The sequence below is a fragment of the Leptolyngbya sp. NK1-12 genome, from assembly GCF_032598965.1.
Lineage (GTDB): Bacteria > Cyanobacteriota > Cyanobacteriia > Elainellales > Elainellaceae > Elainella.
Window position 1 is genome coordinate 827136 of record NZ_CP053587.1, and the last position, 18971, is coordinate 846106.

At 49.0% G+C, this 18971-nt stretch carries 14 protein-coding genes; 3 read left to right on the top strand and 11 right to left on the bottom strand.

From position 1 onward, the window contains the following. Positions 1-4: 4 nt before the first annotated feature. From HJG54_RS31720 to HJG54_RS31755, 8 genes are all read right to left on the bottom strand, one after another. Complete coding sequence (locus tag HJG54_RS31720) at positions 5-1150, bottom strand: glycosyltransferase (RefSeq protein WP_316435745.1); 1146 nt, start codon at positions 1148-1150, stop codon at positions 5-7. Between the two features lie 50 nt (positions 1151-1200). Then, a complete protein-coding gene (locus tag HJG54_RS31725; protein WP_316435746.1) occupies positions 1201-1938 on the bottom strand; it encodes a class I SAM-dependent methyltransferase in 738 nt (245 codons plus the stop codon). A 31-nt stretch (positions 1939-1969) separates the two neighbouring features. Continuing rightward, positions 1970-3412 carry an O-antigen ligase domain-containing protein gene (locus HJG54_RS31730; RefSeq protein WP_316435748.1) on the bottom strand — a complete coding sequence of 481 codons (1443 nt, stop codon included), beginning with the start codon at positions 3410-3412 and terminating at the stop codon, positions 1970-1972. A gap of 36 nt (positions 3413-3448) precedes the next feature. Continuing rightward, a complete protein-coding gene (locus HJG54_RS31735; protein ID WP_316435750.1) occupies positions 3449-4615 on the bottom strand; it encodes a glycosyltransferase family 4 protein in 1167 nt (388 codons plus the stop codon). Positions 4616-4686: 71 nt separating this feature from the next. Beyond that, the gene (gene hepA, locus HJG54_RS31740; protein WP_316435751.1) at positions 4687-6567 is read right to left on the bottom strand and encodes a heterocyst formation ABC transporter subunit HepA; all 1881 of its coding nucleotides are present in this window, start codon (positions 6565-6567) and stop codon (positions 4687-4689) included. Positions 6568-6597: 30 nt separating this feature from the next. Next, positions 6598-7533 (bottom strand): heterocyst development glycosyltransferase HepC, encoded by a 936-nt coding sequence (gene hepC, locus HJG54_RS31745; protein ID WP_316435752.1) that lies wholly within the window; start codon positions 7531-7533, stop codon positions 6598-6600. 145 nt (positions 7534-7678) lie between these two features. Continuing rightward, on the bottom strand, positions 7679-9904 hold the full coding sequence (locus HJG54_RS31750) for a GumC family protein (protein WP_316435753.1): 2226 nt from the start codon (positions 9902-9904) through the stop codon (positions 7679-7681). A 50-nt stretch (positions 9905-9954) separates the two neighbouring features. Further along, positions 9955-11058, bottom strand: coding sequence for a glycosyltransferase (locus tag HJG54_RS31755; RefSeq protein WP_036011148.1), 1104 nt, complete (start codon positions 11056-11058; stop codon positions 9955-9957). 1144 nt (positions 11059-12202) lie between these two features. Between HJG54_RS31755 and HJG54_RS31760 the strand changes: the two genes are divergently transcribed. Further along, the gene (locus HJG54_RS31760; protein WP_316435755.1) at positions 12203-12370 is read left to right on the top strand and encodes a hypothetical protein; all 168 of its coding nucleotides are present in this window, start codon (positions 12203-12205) and stop codon (positions 12368-12370) included. A gap of 11 nt (positions 12371-12381) precedes the next feature. Here the strand turns inward: HJG54_RS31760 and HJG54_RS31765 are convergent, their stop codons facing one another. Further along, a complete protein-coding gene (locus HJG54_RS31765; protein WP_316435756.1) occupies positions 12382-13050 on the bottom strand; it encodes a HEAT repeat domain-containing protein in 669 nt (222 codons plus the stop codon). Positions 13051-13314: 264 nt separating this feature from the next. Then, positions 13315-14010, bottom strand: a complete 696-nt coding sequence (locus HJG54_RS31770) for a tetratricopeptide repeat protein (protein ID WP_316435757.1) — start codon at positions 14008-14010, stop codon at positions 13315-13317. A 285-nt stretch (positions 14011-14295) separates the two neighbouring features. Here HJG54_RS31770 and HJG54_RS31775 point away from each other — a divergent pair, with 285 nt between their 5' ends. Beyond that, positions 14296-14757 carry an EF-hand domain-containing protein gene (locus tag HJG54_RS31775; protein WP_316435758.1) on the top strand — a complete coding sequence of 154 codons (462 nt, stop codon included), beginning with the start codon at positions 14296-14298 and terminating at the stop codon, positions 14755-14757. 80 nt (positions 14758-14837) lie between these two features. Here the strand turns inward: HJG54_RS31775 and HJG54_RS31780 are convergent, their stop codons facing one another. Then, the gene (locus HJG54_RS31780; protein WP_316435759.1) at positions 14838-16805 is read right to left on the bottom strand and encodes an iron uptake porin; all 1968 of its coding nucleotides are present in this window, start codon (positions 16803-16805) and stop codon (positions 14838-14840) included. A gap of 686 nt (positions 16806-17491) precedes the next feature. Between HJG54_RS31780 and HJG54_RS31785 the strand changes: the two genes are divergently transcribed. Further along, positions 17492-18604: an ABC transporter substrate-binding protein gene (locus HJG54_RS31785; RefSeq protein WP_316435760.1), complete on the top strand. Its 1113-nt coding sequence runs from the start codon at positions 17492-17494 to the stop codon at positions 18602-18604. Positions 18605-18971 lie beyond the last annotated feature (367 nt).

Genomic DNA, 18971 nt, shown 5'->3' on the forward strand with positions numbered 1-18971 from the left:
GATATTAAACTTGGACAAATTGGCGCAATAGTAAATCAATTTGCTGATGAATGTTAGCGATATGAAACCGCTCAGATGCTTGGACCTTAGCATTGTGGGCGACTGTGGTGGCATGCTCTGGAAACTGGAGGCATTGGTTGATTGCGGCGGCCAGCTGTAGCGAATCCTGCGGCGGTACGAGCCAGCCTGTCTGGTTCGGTTCGATCAGTTCCATTGCGCCTCCGGCAGCGGCAGCAATCACGGGTTTTCCTGCCAGCATTGCTTCGACAATCACGCGGCCAAACGGCTCAGGCGCTACCGAGGAATGCACTACCAAATCGCAAGCCGCCATTAACTCAGGTACATCAGCTCGAAACCCCAGGAATTGGACCCGCTGTTCTAGCCCCAACTGCTGGACCTGTTGATGCAACTGCTCGACATAAGCCTGTTCGCCAAACAAGGCATCGCCTACAAACAGGACCATCGCCTGTTCAGGGCAATGGGATAGCGCTTCCAGCAGGACATGTTGCCCTTTCCAGGGAGAGAGACGACTGAAGTGACCAATCACCCACCGCTCCTCTAGCCCCAAAGCGGCCCGAAGCACCGAACGCTGCTGCTTGGCCTGTTGATAGGGCTGGGGGTCAAATCCGTTGTAGACCACATGAACCCGCTCAGGGCGTCCACCTGCCTTGATGAAAGCTGCTTGGGTCGCGGATGAGTTGGCAATAATGAGGGCAGCAACTCGATTGGCTAACGTCACTAGAATTTGTCGATTGACCGCACTAAAGTGATCAGGTGAAAGAATATCGTGGAGATGATAAACTAGCGGTTTACGACTAATTAAGCTAGCCAATGCGCCGAGTACGAATGCTTTCTGCGTGTTGGCATAGATCAGATCAAACTGGCGGCAGAGCTGAGCAATCTGTCCGATCAGCGGCAGTAACTGTATGCCACTGCGGATTCCCTCCAGCCAATCGCTCTCTTTACGGACTCGAATCGCTTGTGTGGTCAGCACTCGAACTGGGATTTGCTGCTGCTCTAGTCGCTCCCTAAAGCTACCATCTGCCAGCAGCCCAACTAAACAACATTCCCGATAGGGGGTTGCGATATCCAAAAGACAGAGTTCTGCTCCGCCCGGTTTGCCGCTCTGATCCAAAAACAGAATGTTCATGGTGCTATTGCATAGTTTGTCTAGAAACTGGATGCTGCTTCATAAACTTCTCAAGGCTTAACAAACTGATAATTGATGCTGCAAGGAAGTAAGCGTTGCAGGTAAGGCAGCTTACTCAAAATCATGTAGTATAAAGTTTCGCCACCCCCACGTCTGAACGTGTGGGGATAGAAGTTTGGTGTACAGACTAATCCTGATTCACGGGCGATTGCCTCGATTTTGGGGTAAATTAGCACATCCTCTGGAACCTCTGGCCGCTTGTGGTTGACTCGCCAATGGGCCAAGCTGTATAGGAATGCTAGACAGGACGGTTCATAGAAGTAGTAGCAGTGGCCGTTTGGTTTCAGTACTCTAGCAATTTCTTGCAATGTACGGCGATGGGCAACAAAGTGATGGGCCGCTGCAAAGCAAAAGATTAGATCAATAGATTGATCGGGTTTAGGAATTTCGTAGCTTTTACAGGCGATCGTTTCATCGATCTTGACACGATAAATGTATTCCCATTTATGGATTGATTGTAATGCCCAGTCGCTGATGTCGGTAGTGGTAACAAACGCAGTTGGACAGAGTCGCTTTATGAAGCAGGATGCCCATCCTTGCCCTGCTCCCAGTTCTAAAATCGTTTCGGCTGAATTGAAAACGGCGGTATACGGCTTTAAGCAATCCGAGAGGATAGATGCATCAATTGCTTTGTCAAGCATTACCTGTAATGAATCAGCTTCAGGCCGTTCAATTGGAGAATACTTCCAAAAGTTGATTTCAACCTGTTGTCGTGCTTGTAGTTCCATACTGATGGCTCCAAAATTACTGCTTTTGTTTCTATAGATTGTTATTGAGTTTTGTTCTAGTCATTTGATGTAGCTGTTGATAATACATGCGCGCTGCTATACTCACACCTAAAAAAGACCAGAGGATTACTCCGCTCACTCCGCTAATTGGGTCATTCACAGGTAAGCGAATCATGGCACTCAGTACCGCAGCATGAGCTGCCGCTACAAACGGATCAAAATTCCCCTCCGAACCTTGGAAAACAGCAAAAACTAACAGTAATAGACCGCTGAGATAAAAGCTGGTGCCAATCCATCCCAAATTGAGCAACAGGGTTAGAATAGCGCTATCGATAGCGCTATCTGCGTCTGTGCGATCGACTCTGTCGCTGGCTGCTCCTAACCCTCCTCCCACAACTTCAGTCACTGCTTGTCCAGCAATTTCGCGATAGGTATTCCGCCTAGCCTCCACGCTGCCATCTTTGTTCAAGTTAGAAAATGTGCTGATTCGTTCAGAAATCATTTCTGAGAAAGGTTCCATTGTAGTTAAGGGAGCCAATAGCAGAGCAATCACCAAAAAGGTAGCAAGCAGGCGGATTTGCAAACTAGATTTCAACGATTTGGCCTGAGCGAGTAAACCAATCAACCAAGCCAGCCAAGCTGCCCGCATTGCAGTGAGCAGAAAAGCCAGAAAGCCAACAATGATAGCTGGAATTTGTAGGGCACCGCTGGTGCTGAGGACAACCAGCAACCCTGCCGCCATGAATGTCCCAAAGGGTTCGACTGAGTTCATGGTACTCCAGACCCGTACCGCCAAGGGTTCAGGGTTACCATGCGAGGTTAATTCAGTGCTGATCAACCAGAATCTATCCCATTCTGGCAACACTAAGAACTGAAGGATGCCGTAACTGCCCATGATTAAAACACCCCAAACAAAAACATGAGTGATATTGCGACGATAGGCAGGATAGCTGCGCCAGTTTGCCATCAGATGAAACCCCAACAAAATCGGAGCAAGGCTTTGCAAAAAATTCAGACAGACTCCGACTGGAGGGCGTTGAATCAACCCAATCAGAAACCCATAGGCTACTCCCGCAATCACTAGAATAAATGGGAATCCGGCTCGATGTCCTAGTTGGGGAAGGTGTCGCCCTAAGGTAATTACTGTCACCATAGCCACCAAAAAGGGAGCCAACAGCATTGGGCTAGGATCCATAAAGCCAATTTTCTGATCGACTAAACGGCGGACAAAGGGTGTCAGAAACCACATCCACCAACTAAATCCATGATAAAGAATAGGATAGCGAATATAGAGCAACACACCTACGAGCAAAGCGCCTGCCGGAAAAGCCAAATTGAGTAACTGGCTTAACCCCGTAGCTAGACATAAAGCCGTGAATACCACAAAGCCGAGAATGATGCTCCAGCCAACGGCTGGCTGAAGACCAAAGCTGAATGACTGAGGTAAGGCATGGGTAGTTGTTCTTGCTTTCACACTATGCTCCGTGATGCCTTCAGAAAATTGGCCTTACTAACTGATGAGCGTCAAACGATGGTTCGTTGTATTTGTAACCATATCTTCAAACAGTTGAATATAGCGCTTGGCCTTACTACTCCAGCTATGCTGTTGAGCAATCGCGTAACCGACTTTGCCCATGCGGTGGCGCAGGTCTGGATCGGCCATCAATCGCTGCATAGCGGCTGCTAATGCTTCTACATCTTCTGTGTCGGCTAGAACAATGCCGCAGTCTGGGGTAATTAATTCAGCTACGCCGGCAATCGCGGTTGTGATCACCGGTAATTCGGTTGCCATTGCTTCCAGCACCACCATGCCGAACGGCTCATAACGAGTCGGAAACACAAAGAAGTCTACAACTCGCATTATCTGGGCAATATCCGAGCGAAAACCCATAAAATGAACGCGATCCGCAACGTCTAATTCTACCGCCATTGCCGGATAGGGACTACGCTCCACTGCTCCAATTACAGCCAGATGCAGTCCGGGCACATGCACCAAAGCCCGCAAGACGGTATCCAGATTTTTGCGATTTAACCGAATATCGCCCGCAAATAGCGCTAAAGGCACATTGATAGGTAAATTCAACTGACGCCGATCGGTTCGCTCTGGATTGGGTTCTGGATGAAACTCGGTTAAATCGACACCGTTGTAAATCACCTCAATTTTCTCAGCCGTGACTCCAATATCGATCAACTGCTGTTTCACGGTTTCGGCTACGGCAATGGCCTGTTTAGTTTGGCGAAAGGCCTGCTTTTCCCAATAAGCATGCCAAGCGGTGTGCAGCCATTGATAAATGCCATAGAAATCACGCCGCTGACGACAAGCATGCACTGGTGATTTTAGCCAAGCATTGTGGGAAAACTGAGCGGTGTTGACATCGCTAGCAATCCCAGTGGCGGTACCATAGACCTGAATCAGGTCAAACTCGTGCCGATGTTGACGTAGCCAAGCAGTACTGCGCCAAGCAAAGACAATCTCGCGAATTAATGCCAACGGATACTGTTTGGTTGGAATATTGATCCAGCGAATCTGCGGCTGTTGCTGCAAATCGTGAGCCACCTGACTGGCCACCAACGTCACCTGATGCCCCTGGCGGATTGCTTCCCAGACGATTTCGTAATTGGCTCGCCCTTGTCCATCGCCGCGGATCACGCCGGGTGTGACTACACAGAGCTTCATGCAATTCCTCCTTTTGCACGCAAATAATTGGCAAATAAATTTCTGAGTGGATTGCCTGGTTGCAGAAAAGTTTACGATCGTGGTAATGCCTGGGATGAGACTGGATTAATCGGCTCTAGCTCGTGCTGCATTTGGTGATACTTCCAGAGTACTCCCCGCTGTTGCAATAAATCTCGGTAGCTGCCCTGCTCTACAATCTGACCCTGCTCTAGCACCACCACCTTATCGGCCCGTGTAATGGTAGAAAGCCGATGGGCAATAGCAATGACGGTACGGCCTACCGACAACTTTTCTAGCGAAGCCTGAATCAGACGTTCTGAGACCGAATCGAGGGCACTAGTTGCCTCATCGAGGATCAAGATCTCTGGGTCACGTAGGAGTGCTCTAGCAATGGCTAGCCGCTGGCGTTGCCCTCCCGATAACCGCACACCCCGATCGCCCAACTGAGTATCAAACCTCTGCGGCAGATTTTCGATAAACTCTAGAGCGTTGGCAAGACGGGCCGCCTCGCTCACGGCAGTATCGCTAACATTTGCTAAACCGTAGGCTATGTTGTCTCGGACTGATGCATTGAAAATAAATGTATCCTGACTGACCACAGCAATTTTGCGGCGCAGTGAAGTTAGGTCAAATTGGCGTAGATCGATACCATCGATTTGAATGAGTCCGGCGGTTGGGTCATAGAAGCGAGGAATGAGGTCGGCTAAGGTGGTTTTGCCAGCACCCGATGCGCCCACAAGGGCAATCATTTGTCCTTGTGGAATGGTGAGCGTAATGTTTTGCAGAACTGGATGGGTGGCATCGTAACTAAAATCTACCGAGATGAATTCGAGCGATTGCTGCAAGCCACTAAAGGGGAGTCTGCCATTCTGGAGGTAGGGTTTGTTAGAAGTTTTCAGCAGTTCTTCAATTGTTTTGACCGCACCATGCAAACTGGCGATCCGAGCGATGCCACCATTGATTTCGTGAATTGCTGGTACTAATCGAAATAGCGTGAACAAAAACGTCAATAGGGCTGCGATCTGAAGGGTGCCATTAGCGACGAACACTGTCATGCCAACAATGATCATGCCGACGAGTACTGTGGTAGCTAAGCCTTCTGCTAAAGGACGAACTAAGCCCCAGCCCATGACCGAGTAAGTGGATGCCCGCACCACCTCCGTACTCGCTTGATAGTAGCGCTGCCGCTCAAAATCTTGCGTTGCAAAAGCTTGAACCGTGCGGATTCCGTTGATAAATTCCATTGCAATTGCAGTAAACCGACTATTGGCTTGCGAAACTGGGAAACTGCGCTCACGAGCTATGCGGTTTAAGCGGGTTAATCCGACAGCCACTAGGGTAAATAGCAGGGTGGATATCAGCGTCAATTGCCAGGAGATTTGCAAAACAACGACAATGTAGGCAATTAACGCTAGTCCTTTGGTCAGTACAAAGCCTGCCGTTTGCAAAATCTGCTGCAACAGCGTGGTTTCGGTCGTGATCACATTGATGATTTCGCCAGAATTCGATTTACTGAAGAATCCTAAACTCAGAGCTTGCAATTGTTCAAAGATGCGTTTGCGCAACCGATCGACTAAATTGACCTGAGCCATCTCTAAGAAAACATAGCTGAGGTAGTTAAAGCAGGCCCGTACCCAGGTTGAGAGTAGAATCAGCCCGGAGACGCGATAGAGCCGTTCGGTTGCCGATTTGTGGATGCCTAGTACCCAGATGTCAAACCATTGCACGCCAGTTTGAAACGGCTGATCAGCAGCACCCACTAAGCTTTGAAGGAACGCCAGCAGAAATCCCATCCCAATTCCTTCACAAACGGCAGCCAGCAAGGGAAAGAGAATGGATAGGGCCGCGATCCAGGGAAAGTATTTGACTTCTCGCAGGACAAGCTGATTATCTTGCCAGAACTGGGATGCTTTGATGCCGTTCCGTAGCATAGACGAAAATTTTCTTTGCATAATTTGCATGAATGATTGCATCCAGATGGATCAATAAGCTCCGAACCCTGAGATTACTTTAGGAATGGTTAGCAGCAGTAATTTCAAATCTTGCTGAATAGACCAGGAGGTGAGATAGTACAAATCCAATTGATTCACGGCCTCTAGATCGAGCAGCGTCGAGCGAGCCTGCACCTGCCATGCGCCGGTAATACCAGGTAAGGCATTTAACCGACGTTGGCTTTCGCCCGTAATCCGCACCGCGTCATACAGCGCCCAAGGGCGGGGACCAACCAAGCTCATTTCACTCCGCAACACGTTGAATAATTGCGGCAGTTCGTCCAGGCTATATTTCCGCAGCCAGCGACCCAAGGGCGTAATGCGTGGATCATCGAGGTGCTTGTGTAGGCCGTTCTGGTTGCCCATAATTTGGTGATGCATAGTTTCGGCATCGGCGATCATGGTGCGGAATTTGAAGACGCGAAATAGCTTGCCCCGCTCTCCAACGCGCCACTGCTTGAACAAAATTGGCCCCGGCGAGGTGAAACGAACCAGGAGAGCAATCGCGATCAGAACCGGACTGAGAAGCGTCAGGATCAGGGCCGCTGCCAACCAATCGACCATGCGTTTCAGTCGCCAGCTCAAGGTGCAGGCTTTTTGCGGCAGTTCGGTAGCGGCGGGCAAACGTAGAAAAGCAGTCTTTCCAGCCTGCTTACAGGCATCTGCCCAGAGTTTTAGGGCTTCTTCTCCCAGGTTCGGATCCAGGCAAATAAGTTTGACGGGCGAGCGATTCAAACAGCTTTTCAGCCAAGCTTGATTTCCTAGTGCCGGAAGCTGCATCTGCGGCTGAAACTGGGCACGACTGACCCAAAGCTTGCCATCCCGCCATTTAACGGTACAGTGATGGCTTAAGTCATAGGATGATGACTGAGGCGCTTCTAGCAGCAGAATTTTGGCGGTTGTGAGTAGAACGTTCGATGCACTCATGTTAGTTATAGGTATGAATTTTGAATTTTGAATTTGCAATGTTGGATCGAGACTGAAAACATTTGATTAAATCATCTTTTGGTGTTTGGTCTAGGACAAAGCTTGTGATGTAGGGGATTACACAGTCTTCAAAATTTTTGGAAATTCATCTCTGATCGATTTGTGGTGGTATTTGTCTGAGTGGTTCTGATGGTATAGAAGAGACTGCCAGCGCCCTGCTCTCGGTTGTTCTACCTGAATTGCCGCCTGCTAGTTTGACATTATTCGCTACTACTCCTACTAAATTCAGTGAACTGAGCATGGCAGTGGCTTGGGCCAAGTCGGAACGAGTCACCTGATGAAGTCGGGCACTCAGGACAAAACCGCTGCAGCAGGAGCCGATTTGAATCGCATCGACTAATCCGAGGATGGGTGGGGCATCGACTACGATTAGGTCATAGTGTTCGGTAAATGTGGCCATCAGATCGCGAAACCTTTGAGAGCTTAAAAGCCGCATGGGGTCGGTAGGGGCCGGACCGGCGGTGAGTACATCAATCTCGGCATCGGCAATCACGAGATGGCGAATAAAGTCGTTGGCCGATCTGAGTTCTAGGATTGCCATCGACAAACCCTGATGATTCGTTAGCCCCAACTGCTGGTGAATGGCTGGCTGCCGAAAGTCTGCGTCTACTACTAAGACTCGCCGATGGGACCGAGCTGCACTCAGCGCTAGTCCTAATACCAGGGCCGTCTTACCTTCCTCAAACGAAGCAGAGGTGACGACCAGTGATTTCAGAAGTTTGCCTGGATTCTGGATCTGAAGATTTTTGTAAATCAAATCCAGCGATTCGCGGAATTTTGGATGCAATAGGGTTTGGATTGTGGGAACGGCAGGAGCCGCTTGGAATGGCCAGCGGTGATGCGGTTGCAGGCTGGACAGTGCAGGTAGGGTGCCCAACAGGGGCTGCTCGATCTGTTGCTTCAGATCTTCGAGGCTGCGAATCACATTGTCCAGCATCTCGCGTGTAAAGGCAGCAATCGTGCCCAAGAAAATGCCGATCACGGCTCCCAGCAATAGGTTTTGTAACGGTTTAGGACTGATTTGTTCACCTCGCTGGGGTGCTTCCACCACTTCCCAATTAAAGCCTCCCCGCAGCAGATCATTGCTGAGTTCCTGCCGATCTTCCAGCAGTTTTTCCAAAATGATTCGTTGGGTTTCCACTTCTGGCTGGAGCCGGTCATATTGGGCAATTAGGCTAGGAAAGCGGTTGAGTTCCTGCCGCAACTGCTGTTCCGATTGGGCCAAGCTCCTCTGACGCGCTGCTAAACCGGCCAGTAGGGACTGGGTTTCTGCTAAGTCCTGAGCTAGCTCCAAATCGTTCTTACTCAGTTGCCCAGCGGTAAGCAAGGATTCGCCCGATGCACTGGCTTCTGCTCCTAATACTCGTCCCATTTCCTGTTGTAATAGCTCTAGCTGTTTCTGTCGCCGTTCCTGAAGCGATTTGATACGGGGCGTGATGTCTGTGTAAATGACCTGATTTTGGGCCAACTCTAGTTCAGTTTTCTGAAGCTCGTTGAGCAATTCTTGATAACGGGTTGATTGGCTCAGCCGAGAGGCAATCAGGGCATTGCGAGGCGACAGGGCGAGCTGCTGCTGCAAACTGGCATACTTTGCTTGAGCATCCCGATATTCAGCCTGCACCTCGCGCTGATCCTGCAAAACCTTCTCTAGTGCTTCTGCAACGGTGGTTGCTTGCTCCTCTGGATCGATCAGGTTTTGATTTTGCCGAAATCGCTCTAACTGCTGCTGAGAGCTTGATAGTTCTTGCCGCAGCATTTCCAGCTGTTCATTGATTAGCGCTAGCCCTTTATCCAGCCGCAGCTTTTGCTGCTTTAAATTGTAGTCCTGATAGATCTCCTGAATTGCTTCTAGCATCCGCTGAGTTTTAATATCGTCGTTATCGGTATAAACCACCTCGACAATTTTAGTTTCAACTTTACCTTCTTCTAGCAGGGAGATCGTCAGGTTTTTTCTAATCTCCTTGATGGTTAAATCTGGATATGCGCTCTTTAATCGATCTAGTGCCTGTTCCATAAACTGATAGCTGCGTATCAAATTCAATTGAGTGGCATAGTCTACTTCATCCTGACGGTCCGTTCGGTATGTATTACGTTCGTTGTTCCGCTTCAGTCCTAATTGGTAGTTTGGCTCGACTAAAAGCTGCATTGAGCTGCGATAGGTAGGTTTGGAGAATAAGGTGATCAGCATTGAGGTACCCACTATTAGCCCAAATGTTCCAACCAACCAGAGACTGCGTCGCCACAGCACTGCAAACAGTTGCCCGTAGCTAAGCTCATCATTAGCCGCAGATTTAAGAGGGTCTACAGTCACAAAAACCTCGTTTGCCTGATTGGATTCCGATAACCTACGATGTTGGCCTTTCAGGCTGGGGTCAGGGTGGCCCCAACGCCCAGATCCTTGAGCACCTGTTCAACTCGCTGAAAGAATACCTCCTCGGTAAAGTTATTTAGGGCATGGTTGCGAATCTTGCCATAGTCCCACTCAGTTCGGCTCGCTGCTAGCAGAGCGGCTTGGACTGCATCGGGTGTTTGGCGTTTGAAGAAGATGCCGGTTACACCAGGCCGTTGGGTATCTAGAACACCGCCTGCCCCAAAGCAAATCACCGGAGTGCCGCTGAAGTTGGCTTCTATTGGAACTAGACCGTAATCCTCGAGAGCGGCCACCACGACTCCACTGGTCTGAGCCATTAAGCTGGCTCGTTCTGCATCACTCACATGACCTAAAAATTTGACATTTTCCAGGGCGATCGCTTCTAATCGTTTGCGCTCTGGTCCATCGCCAGTAATCAACAGGGGCCAACCTAACCAGTTGAATGCTTCAATAATAATGTCAATCCGTTTATAGCTAAGTAATCTAGAAGACACAAGATAAAAATCTTGCTTGCGATCGGAAAAGAAGAAGCGGCTGTTATCGATTGGATAATTGATTACAATTGCCTGTTTACCGTAAATTGAATGGATTCGACGGGCGACGGTAGTAGAGTTGGCAATATAGAGATCAGGTTCCTGGGCATATTTGACATCTAATTTTTTCAAGTGGCGAAACACGCTGTTGATCATGGGATAAAGTCGTTGATACTCACGGTATCCCTGGAGATAGACCTGAGTATCCCATAAAAAGCGGGTGACATTATGGCAAAAGCAGACATGCATTGCATCCGGACGTTTTCTCACGGCTTTGGCAAAACTGGATGTACTGCTGAGAATCAAATCATAGTTCTGCAAATCGATGGCGCGAAAAGCAGGGTAATAGAGGGGAGCTAATAGCCGGAAGTATTTACTAGAACCGGGAATGCTTTGCAAATTTGTGGTGTGAACCGGACGTGCGCCCAAATCAACCGTCGCTTGGGGATTGTACAGCGATGTGAATACATCAGCCTGAGGAAATCGCTTACACAACAGCTCAAATACCCGTTCGGCACCGCCACGCTGCGTTAAGTAATCATGAACCAGTGCAACTTTCATAGATTGTCCTACTGTATGTTCATAAGAACTCAGGTGAAAAACATGAAAACAGAAAAAATATGCTTCAGTTGATTCCAAGAAGCATCACGCGGCTCAGTTTCAGCTTTACGATCTGCAAAGCGCTCGTTGAATAACGATTCGCTTGAACAAGCTGCAAAATATCAGCCTATTTTGGATATTTAAATCTATTTGTCAAATTATTCCTAGATCGACTAGATAGGTGCTGTTGTGTAACTGGTTACGAAGCAAAAACAAACAGAGAACACTTCTAGCTACACCTATCTATAGTCCTAGCCATACATGTAGCTATAGGACTGAAGCTATAGGATCAGAACTTAGAAGTCAAACAAAAGTTTATAGTTGAGTGACGTCGAGTAGATATTCCGATGTAATCAGGGAGACTCCAGCCCGACTTTTCACTCTAGGAACTCATCCCTGCTATGGAGCAGTGCATTCGCAGAAGAAGCAAGTAAAAAGTAAGGCTATAGAACGATAAAACAATGGGTACAAGAACAGGTCTCGTCCCAGAATTCGTCTAGCACTCAGAGAAACCACTTCCTCAAGTGCAACCGCTTGAAAGCCTTGCACAAAGCGCTTAGCTCAAATACAAGCGATGAGCTAGCCTGATAGACCTTGAGAAGTAACATTTTTGAAGCTCCTGAACCGCACCTTCTGAGAGTTAGACAACTAAAAACCGATAAAAACCTTGCACTCTCTCGTCCCGGACATCAACAGTGGATTCAGTACGACTAGTCAAACCGAGGATAGAAGTCAGTATCACATACTGCTCTAGGCAGCGCTATACCCAATTATAAAGTTTGTATGAACTTAATGTGAAGTTGCTGTAAAGAAGCGTCCTATCCTGGAACATTATTTTTGGTTTAAATGCATGAAAACCTTAGAATCGCTGGTGCAGATCGAGTTTGGCTTCAGAAACTTGAGATGGTGCCGCATGACGCTGCTGCAAAGTTAAGCGGCCTTTTGGAACGTTCCTTATGTTATGGCTAGATGCTTCACGGTTGCGTATATTAGCCTGTTCGTTGTTATGCGGAACCATTTCGGTGATTCAGTCAATTGAACAAGCTGTGTATGTCTAGATTACGCCAGATAATACGTTAGATCTGGGCGAATTTGTGATCAGTGGGTGCGGCAGTTTACACCCAATCCGCTAGAGCCATTGGCAGCACAACCCCCATCGGGCAACTCTCCAGCCTCGACGCTACTGCCAACGAAATCAACTAGCCCACCAGCACTGCTGTTTTGGCTCTATCGGTGTTGCGGTCAGATCCGCCCAGCCCACCAGATCAAATAGTTTGGTCTGCCTCAGGCAGAAGCCGATTCTAGGGCCGCTGCCACGACTCGATAATTTTCATCTTGCTGGAGCTGGGCGAGCAGTTGCTTGGCTTGTGGATCTTGACAGCCGTGCAGTGCGGTTGCAGTTCGCCAACGAGTCCGCCAATCTGCATTCTGAGCCAATTCACTCAACAAGGTCAGCGCCTGCGGCTGCAACGGAGATTTTAAGATTTGATTGAGGGCCAAAATGCCGGTTTCCCGGACTGTTTCGGTGTCGTCTTCAAGGGCCTGGCGGACCATTGTTAGCAGCACCTCGTTGTAAGGTGTGCCGATCAGCAGAGAGATGATTGTCTGCCGCACCAACCAGTGATCCGAGCGTTCAAACAACTGCTGGAGCGATGGAATCGCCGCCTCGCCAAACTCAAACATGGAATTGGCGGCTTCGGCCAGCACATTCGCGTCCTGATCCTGACTCACCATCTGCTGTAGGGCCTGGAAAGCGGCATCGGTTCGATGGTTGCCCAATCCCATTGCTGCTAAACGCCGCAGCGCAAAATCTCTTTCGCCAGCCAGCTTCTCTAGAATGGGCACGGCTACCTCTGGGGGAAACTCGGCCAATTCATCCAGAGCTTCCTTACGCTGATTCAGAGCTTCAGAGCGGAGGCGCATCTGCATTTGTTCAATCCGCTGACGTTCCATGCAACTGATCTACCTTGGGCTTTAGGACAAGAGTCGTTTGACTCTTGAGTTCACCATAGCAGAAACAGCTAATCGCTTCAAAAAAAGCACTTCTGCAAATTGCGTCTGGAATGTGAGAGTAAATCTTGCTTACAGCCTTTTCCAGGCTAATGAAGTACAAAAAATGGGGAGCAGGGGCCGTGCCCCTGGGTGGAGGCGAAGCCCCTACACCCCTCGTACCTTACTAGAGTGGAAAAAGCTATATCTAGAAACTAGATTTTTAAACTACTGGAGCCGGGTTTCCAAGCTTAAGGTTTCAGAGGCGAGCTTCAGCTTGATAGCAGCATAGCCTTCTAGAATCGGATCGCCGATTTCCTGAGCAATGAGGATAGCGTTTTGGTAAGCTTCAATCGCTGAAGGGTATTGGGCCAGCGCTTCATGGGTTAATCCCAAATTGTAAAAAGCAACTGCGGCAGCCTGACCGTCGCCACTCGCTGCTGCCAGGGTCTGCGCCTGTTGATAGAACCCCAAGGCTTGCTGGAATTCTCCTAGATGGGAATAGGTGGTTCCTACTGCCACTAGCGCTTTGATCGTCAATACGGGATCCGAAATAGTTTGAGCCAGTTCTAGCGCCTGAGTATAGAGCGTCAACGCTTGCGAATAGTTTTGCTGCTGCAGGTAAACGGTTCCCAAGTTCCCCAGGCTGTAGGCTTCTAAACGCTGATCGCCAACCCTCCGATTCAGCTCAATGGCCTGCTGACAGGTAACAATGGCCTGCTGGGCCGCGTTTTGGTAGACCAGATCCAGACAGGTCTCGCTGACTGCCGTTGCCTCTGGAGGGGTTGGCTGCGGTTGAGCGAGTCCTTGCGGCGCATACCAGACTGTGCCCAGCAGGACGAGGAGACCAGACAGAGCGGTGAATCGGGAGGAGGCACGGGTGGTTTGGCGGAGTGAAATGGTGGTTCCTGGGATGCTGTGCATAGTCTCTGCTCTGTGGTGTGGGGGTAAGGCTACTATTCAGTGCTTCACAAGCCGAGAGGGGCTTTTCGCAAGACTTTGGAATCTTGGGATGCAAGCTGTAAAACTAGCTGCTCTCGACTTATGCTCTCGACTTAATTAGATATAGTCCTTGACCCTCTGCTACTATGCAGGATTTGAGTAGGCACGGTTTGGGATTGATCGGCAGATGCTGTCCAGCGCACAGTCCTATTGATGGGGAGGCAGTATCATACTAGGGTCCTTTGTTCGAATCCCTGAATGAGCCGCATGAGTGTTGAAGATTCTAAATTCACAGTTGCCGCTGAAATAGAAGCGTTAGTTCCGTCAGAAAAGCTAGAGAAAATCAAGCGTTCCTTTGTTGAACTAGATAGTAATCATGACGGTAAGATTGCGCTAGAGGAATACCTCGAATATTTTCTAGCGATAGAACGAGAGAAACTGTTGAAGCGTTTTCAATATATCGATAAAAATCAGGATGGATACATTGAATTTGAAGAATTCCTGATTGCTGCTGAGCCAAACTATTCCCTGCTAAAGCGGTTCAGAGAATTTGATGCCAATCATAACGGCCTGCTTTCGGTAGAAGAAGCGCTACAAATTGCCGAAGAATTCAAATTCCCGATTACGAAGGAATGGCTAGATCAGTTAGTTCAGGTGGATCAGGCTGGCAAAAAGCGGATCAGCTACAACGAATATCTAGGTGCAGTGATGCGATTTGGATTTCAGTGAAATGTTAGGAAAAAAGGGGCTGTATGCCCCTTCAACTCATCAATCAATTGTCCAATTCAACCGTTGTATGGTTGACCGATCTAGAACCGGAACGTGGTTCGTAGCACACCCATAAATTCATCGTTATTGTCATCATTGTGGTTAGGGGCGGTAATCCAGATGAAGCCAGGGGTGATATCGATGTTGTCGTTGACAGCATAGCGATAGAACGCTTCCAAGTGGAAACCCACATCTGGATCTTTGCGTTGTCCCAGCCGATTGCCAATTGCGGCGTCTGATCCAGTCAAGCGGGGCTGCATGCCAAAGATAATACCGCCCAGGCTACCGCGACTGAACAGATCGGGAAAGGCTAAGGTACCCGCGTAGTTCCAAACGCTGGCATCCCCCACGCCAATTGCTCGAATTGCCGAATAGCCAACCCAGCCGCCCAATTGGAAACCAGGGAAGAGCTTGAGGTTGGCTTCAATACCATAGGAATTGGCAATCACAGGTCGGTCGATATCGACTCTAGAAGCGCGGCTGCCTAAACCGAACGGTACGCCTGCCGTGATCGAACCGTCGGCGTTGGTGCTAGTGCCAGTGTAGGCATTGACATAGGTAAACGCCAGATCGACTACGTCAAAGATATTGCGGAACGTTAGCTGACCGAGAGCGCCGTAATTGCCGTTAAACAAACCGCTGCCCGGACTGGGATCCGAGTTTTCTCCAGCTAAGTAGGCGGCTTGCAGGCTGATGTTATCCGTCAAGAAGAAGTTGATTGCTGCGCCTGCCGAGGTGCTGGCAGTCCGGTAAATAGCGTTGCGCTGACCAAATCGGGTAATAGCGCTGCGAGCAGGGTTGTCGAGTGGGTTGATGGTGTTGCCAAACGTGGCATCATCGAGGCCACCGCCGTTTGCAAAGATATTGATTCGGGCAACGTCACTCACCGGGAATTGATAGCTCAGCAAATCCATGAAGAAGCGGCCATCCGTATTGCCAAAGGCACCAAAGCCCAGTTCATTTCCAGGTTGGTTGAACGGCTCTAATGTGCCGGCTTGGATCCTGGCGCGCAGTTGGTCGGTACCAGAGAAGCTGGTATCGAAGATTAAACGGCTGCGGTACTGGAAGACGGTTTCGTTATCAAACCCAGCTTCTTCGTTGAAAATATCAGCGACGTAGAACAGCGTTTCCCCCGACAGCTTAGTGGTGGTAGAAAACTGGTTTGCCTCTAGAGCTGCCGTGCGAGCTTCGAGTACATCGACCCGTCCGCGCAAAGCTGCCAATTCGGCGGCAAATTCTTCTTGCAAGCGCTGCAGCGTTGCTAAATCCTCCTTCGTTGCCAAATCAGCCGTAGACGCTGCCAACAGCTCGCTAATTCGGTCCAAACAGGCATTCATCCCAGCTGCAAATTCAAACCGGGTCAAAGCACGCTGCCCGCGATAGGTGCTGTCTGGATAACCGACAATACAGCCATAGCGCTCTACCAAGGATTGCAACGCTTGATAGGCCCAGTCGGTTGGCTGCACGTCCGTCAATTGGGTAATCGAAGTCAACTGGTCCATTGCGCCCTGTTGGCTAGCCGCACCTGGTTGTGAGAGCTGGTCAACCGAGGTTAACCGAGTCATATTAGGACTTTGGAACGAGCGAGTCTGCCCTGCCGAAGTGATGCTGTATGTGCTGGTAGCGCCAGTTGCGCTAGGAGCGGGTGCAGGGGTTTCAGCCATTGTTTGGGGCATCTCTTGGGGTATTACTTGAGGCATCCCTTGGGCTGTAACGACCGAAACTGGACTAACCGTTGGCAACTCGACTTGAGCGGGCTGCGGAGCCACGGGTTGGGCTGCATTGAATGTTGGTGTAGCGTCAGCCGACACCGCAGCTGGTTGAACGGTTTCTGTTGCTGCGGTTTCTGTTGCTGCAATTTCTGTAATTTCTGCGATTTCGGTCGGCGCTGCGATGGCTATCTCAGATTCAGCAGATGGCTCTGCGGTTGCTGAGCTGTGTCCCCAAAGCGTTGCACTGAAGACGGCAGGCACTAACACCAACCATTTCCACCCCATTATATTTGTCATTATTCCTCACACCTAAAACTGAAAATTAATCACACCACATCAGACTCATGTCAGTCTGATATCAGTCTGAGTACTTACTGCAGCAGCTCCAACCTAAAGGTCAAGCTGATCGACTCGTAAATACCTCAAAAGCACTTAATGCTGACTAGCAGCAAAGACCCCAGAGCCTCTTAGATACTGAGTATAAAATACCGCATATCGCCGAATCCTGAATTGCATTGCGATGCTAATCTGCACCATTTTAAAGGAGGCGACAAAACGCCGTTTGTATTAGCCAATACCATAGTTTGGGAGCCGAGTTGCTTTAATACCCTTTAGCGCTTCAATTAGCTTGATAGACTTTATACATCAAGTGTCTATGGGTTAAGTGTCTATAGGTTAAGTGTGTATGCATTAAGCGTGGTGGTTGAGCTGTTAAGTAGGTGAGTTTTACTCCATTTTCTCTCTTGCCTCTGCAGCGAATTTCACGTCTCCAGTTCTCCTGTGGATTATCCAACTATGGTTTCTAAATGGGTGGTAATCACATACATCTATGATCTGAAAACTACAGCAAAAATTCGCCTCAGTGGCAACAGAAATGTATTGTAAACTACATTCCTGCGGTTCCTTTCTGTCGTATACAGAGTGCTGACCTCTATAAATTAAATGTTTTATTGCCTAGAGCTGTTAGGCGTCTGGATAGTCCTATGAAAAAAACTTGGTTAGTTTGCCTGATTTCCCTATCCCTTTTGTCCCCTTCACTGCTGAGCGGCTGTCAGTCTCAACCGTCGGCGACCACTCCATCGCCAGCTGGAGACAATACGGCCACAAATACAGCACCCACTGAGAAGCGAGCTATCAAAGTCAACCCTTCTTGGCTGCTACAAGGCGATAATGCGCCGATCACGATAGCGAAGGAGAAGGGCTACTTTGGTGAAGAAGGTTTAGACGTGACGATTGAACGAGGCTTTGGCTCAGCGGATACTCTGGCAAAGGTCGCGGCAGGACAGTTCGAGATCGGCTTTGGCGACATGTATTCCATGATTGAGTTCAATGCCAAGAATCCCAACGATCCTCTGGTTGCTGTGGCAGTGCCCTACAACAAGTCTCCTTTCTCGATCGTTTCGCTCACGAAAAGTAATATCTCCGACCCGAAAGCTCTAGAAGGCAAAAAGCTGGGTGCTCCGGCTGGAGATGCACCTCGAAAGCTGTGGCCGGTGTTTGCTCAAGTGTCCGGCGTTGATCCCAACTCGGTGGAGTGGGTCACGATGGAGCCAAAACTGCGGGAAACCTTCTTGCTGAAAGGCGATGTGGATGCGGTGAGTGGATTTGTCACCACCATTGTTCCCTCACTGGTGAAAGCAGGCACTAGCCCCGATGACATGGAAATATTCCTCTATGCCGACAATGGTTTGGACCTCTACGGCAATGCCATCATCGTTAAAAGGTCGTTCCTACAGGAAAATCCTGATGTCGTCAAAGGGTTCCTCAGCGCCTATTTCAAGGGTTTGCAGGACACGCTTAAAGATCCAGCCGCTGGTTTGGCAAGCGTGATGGCTGCTGGAGATTCGTTGATGGACGAAAACGCCGAAAAGCTGCGTCTCCAAATCGCGCTTGAAGATCTGTATGTCACTCCTGAAGTTGAGAAAAACGGTTTAGGAGGAGTTGACCCGGCTCGTTTAGAGAAGACGATTGAGCAGGTTGCTAAGGGGCTGGGAGTGGCTGTGCCCAAGCCTGAAGAAGTATTCGACGATAGTTTCCTACCACCTGCTTCTGAACGTAGCCTGCCCCCTGCTTCTGAGCGTAAGCCATTGAGCTAAGCTATATTACAGCTAGCGTTTACGCTTGAATTCCTGAATTAGACTTGAATAGTATACAGCTATATCCAGCTCAAGAGGTGGCTCCGACCATCTCTTTTTTTATCAATTTGTGATTCGCAACTCTAACTTATCTGGAATAAATCTGTCTTTAGGATGAGTGCTGAAAATGTAATTCTTCTAAAAATATGCTATTCTGTATAATAAGATACAAAAAGAATGGATTTTAGACGGAAAGAGCTAAATCTTGCTCTTGCTTGGGTGCTGCTTGGGCGCTGAATCAAGCAATAGGCGGCTATCAAGCGTGCTGTCTGAGATGAAAGGAGGGGAAATACACATGAAATTTTTGCATCGTAATCTGATGAAACAG

Coding starts and splice junctions, on each gene's coding strand:
- HJG54_RS31720 (WP_316435745.1), bottom strand. CDS start 1,150: ATGAACATTCTGTTTTTGGATCAGAGCGGCAAACCGGGCGGAGCAGAA.
- HJG54_RS31725 (WP_316435746.1), bottom strand. CDS start 1,938: ATGGAACTACAAGCACGACAACAGGTTGAAATCAACTTTTGGAAGTAT.
- HJG54_RS31735 (WP_316435750.1), bottom strand. CDS start 4,615: ATGAAGCTCTGTGTAGTCACACCCGGCGTGATCCGCGGCGATGGACAA.
- hepA (WP_316435751.1), bottom strand. CDS start 6,567: ATGCAAAGAAAATTTTCGTCTATGCTACGGAACGGCATCAAAGCATCC.
- hepC (WP_316435752.1), bottom strand. CDS start 7,533: ATGAGTGCATCGAACGTTCTACTCACAACCGCCAAAATTCTGCTGCTA.
- HJG54_RS31755 (WP_036011148.1), bottom strand. CDS start 11,058: ATGAAAGTTGCACTGGTTCATGATTACTTAACGCAGCGTGGCGGTGCC.
- HJG54_RS31765 (WP_316435756.1), bottom strand. CDS start 13,050: ATGGAACGTCAGCGGATTGAACAAATGCAGATGCGCCTCCGCTCTGAA.
- HJG54_RS31770 (WP_316435757.1), bottom strand. CDS start 14,010: ATGCACAGCATCCCAGGAACCACCATTTCACTCCGCCAAACCACCCGT.
- HJG54_RS31775 (WP_316435758.1), top strand. CDS start 14,296: ATGAGTGTTGAAGATTCTAAATTCACAGTTGCCGCTGAAATAGAAGCG.
- HJG54_RS31780 (WP_316435759.1), bottom strand. CDS start 16,805: ATGACAAATATAATGGGGTGGAAATGGTTGGTGTTAGTGCCTGCCGTC.
- HJG54_RS31785 (WP_316435760.1), top strand. CDS start 17,492: ATGAAAAAAACTTGGTTAGTTTGCCTGATTTCCCTATCCCTTTTGTCC.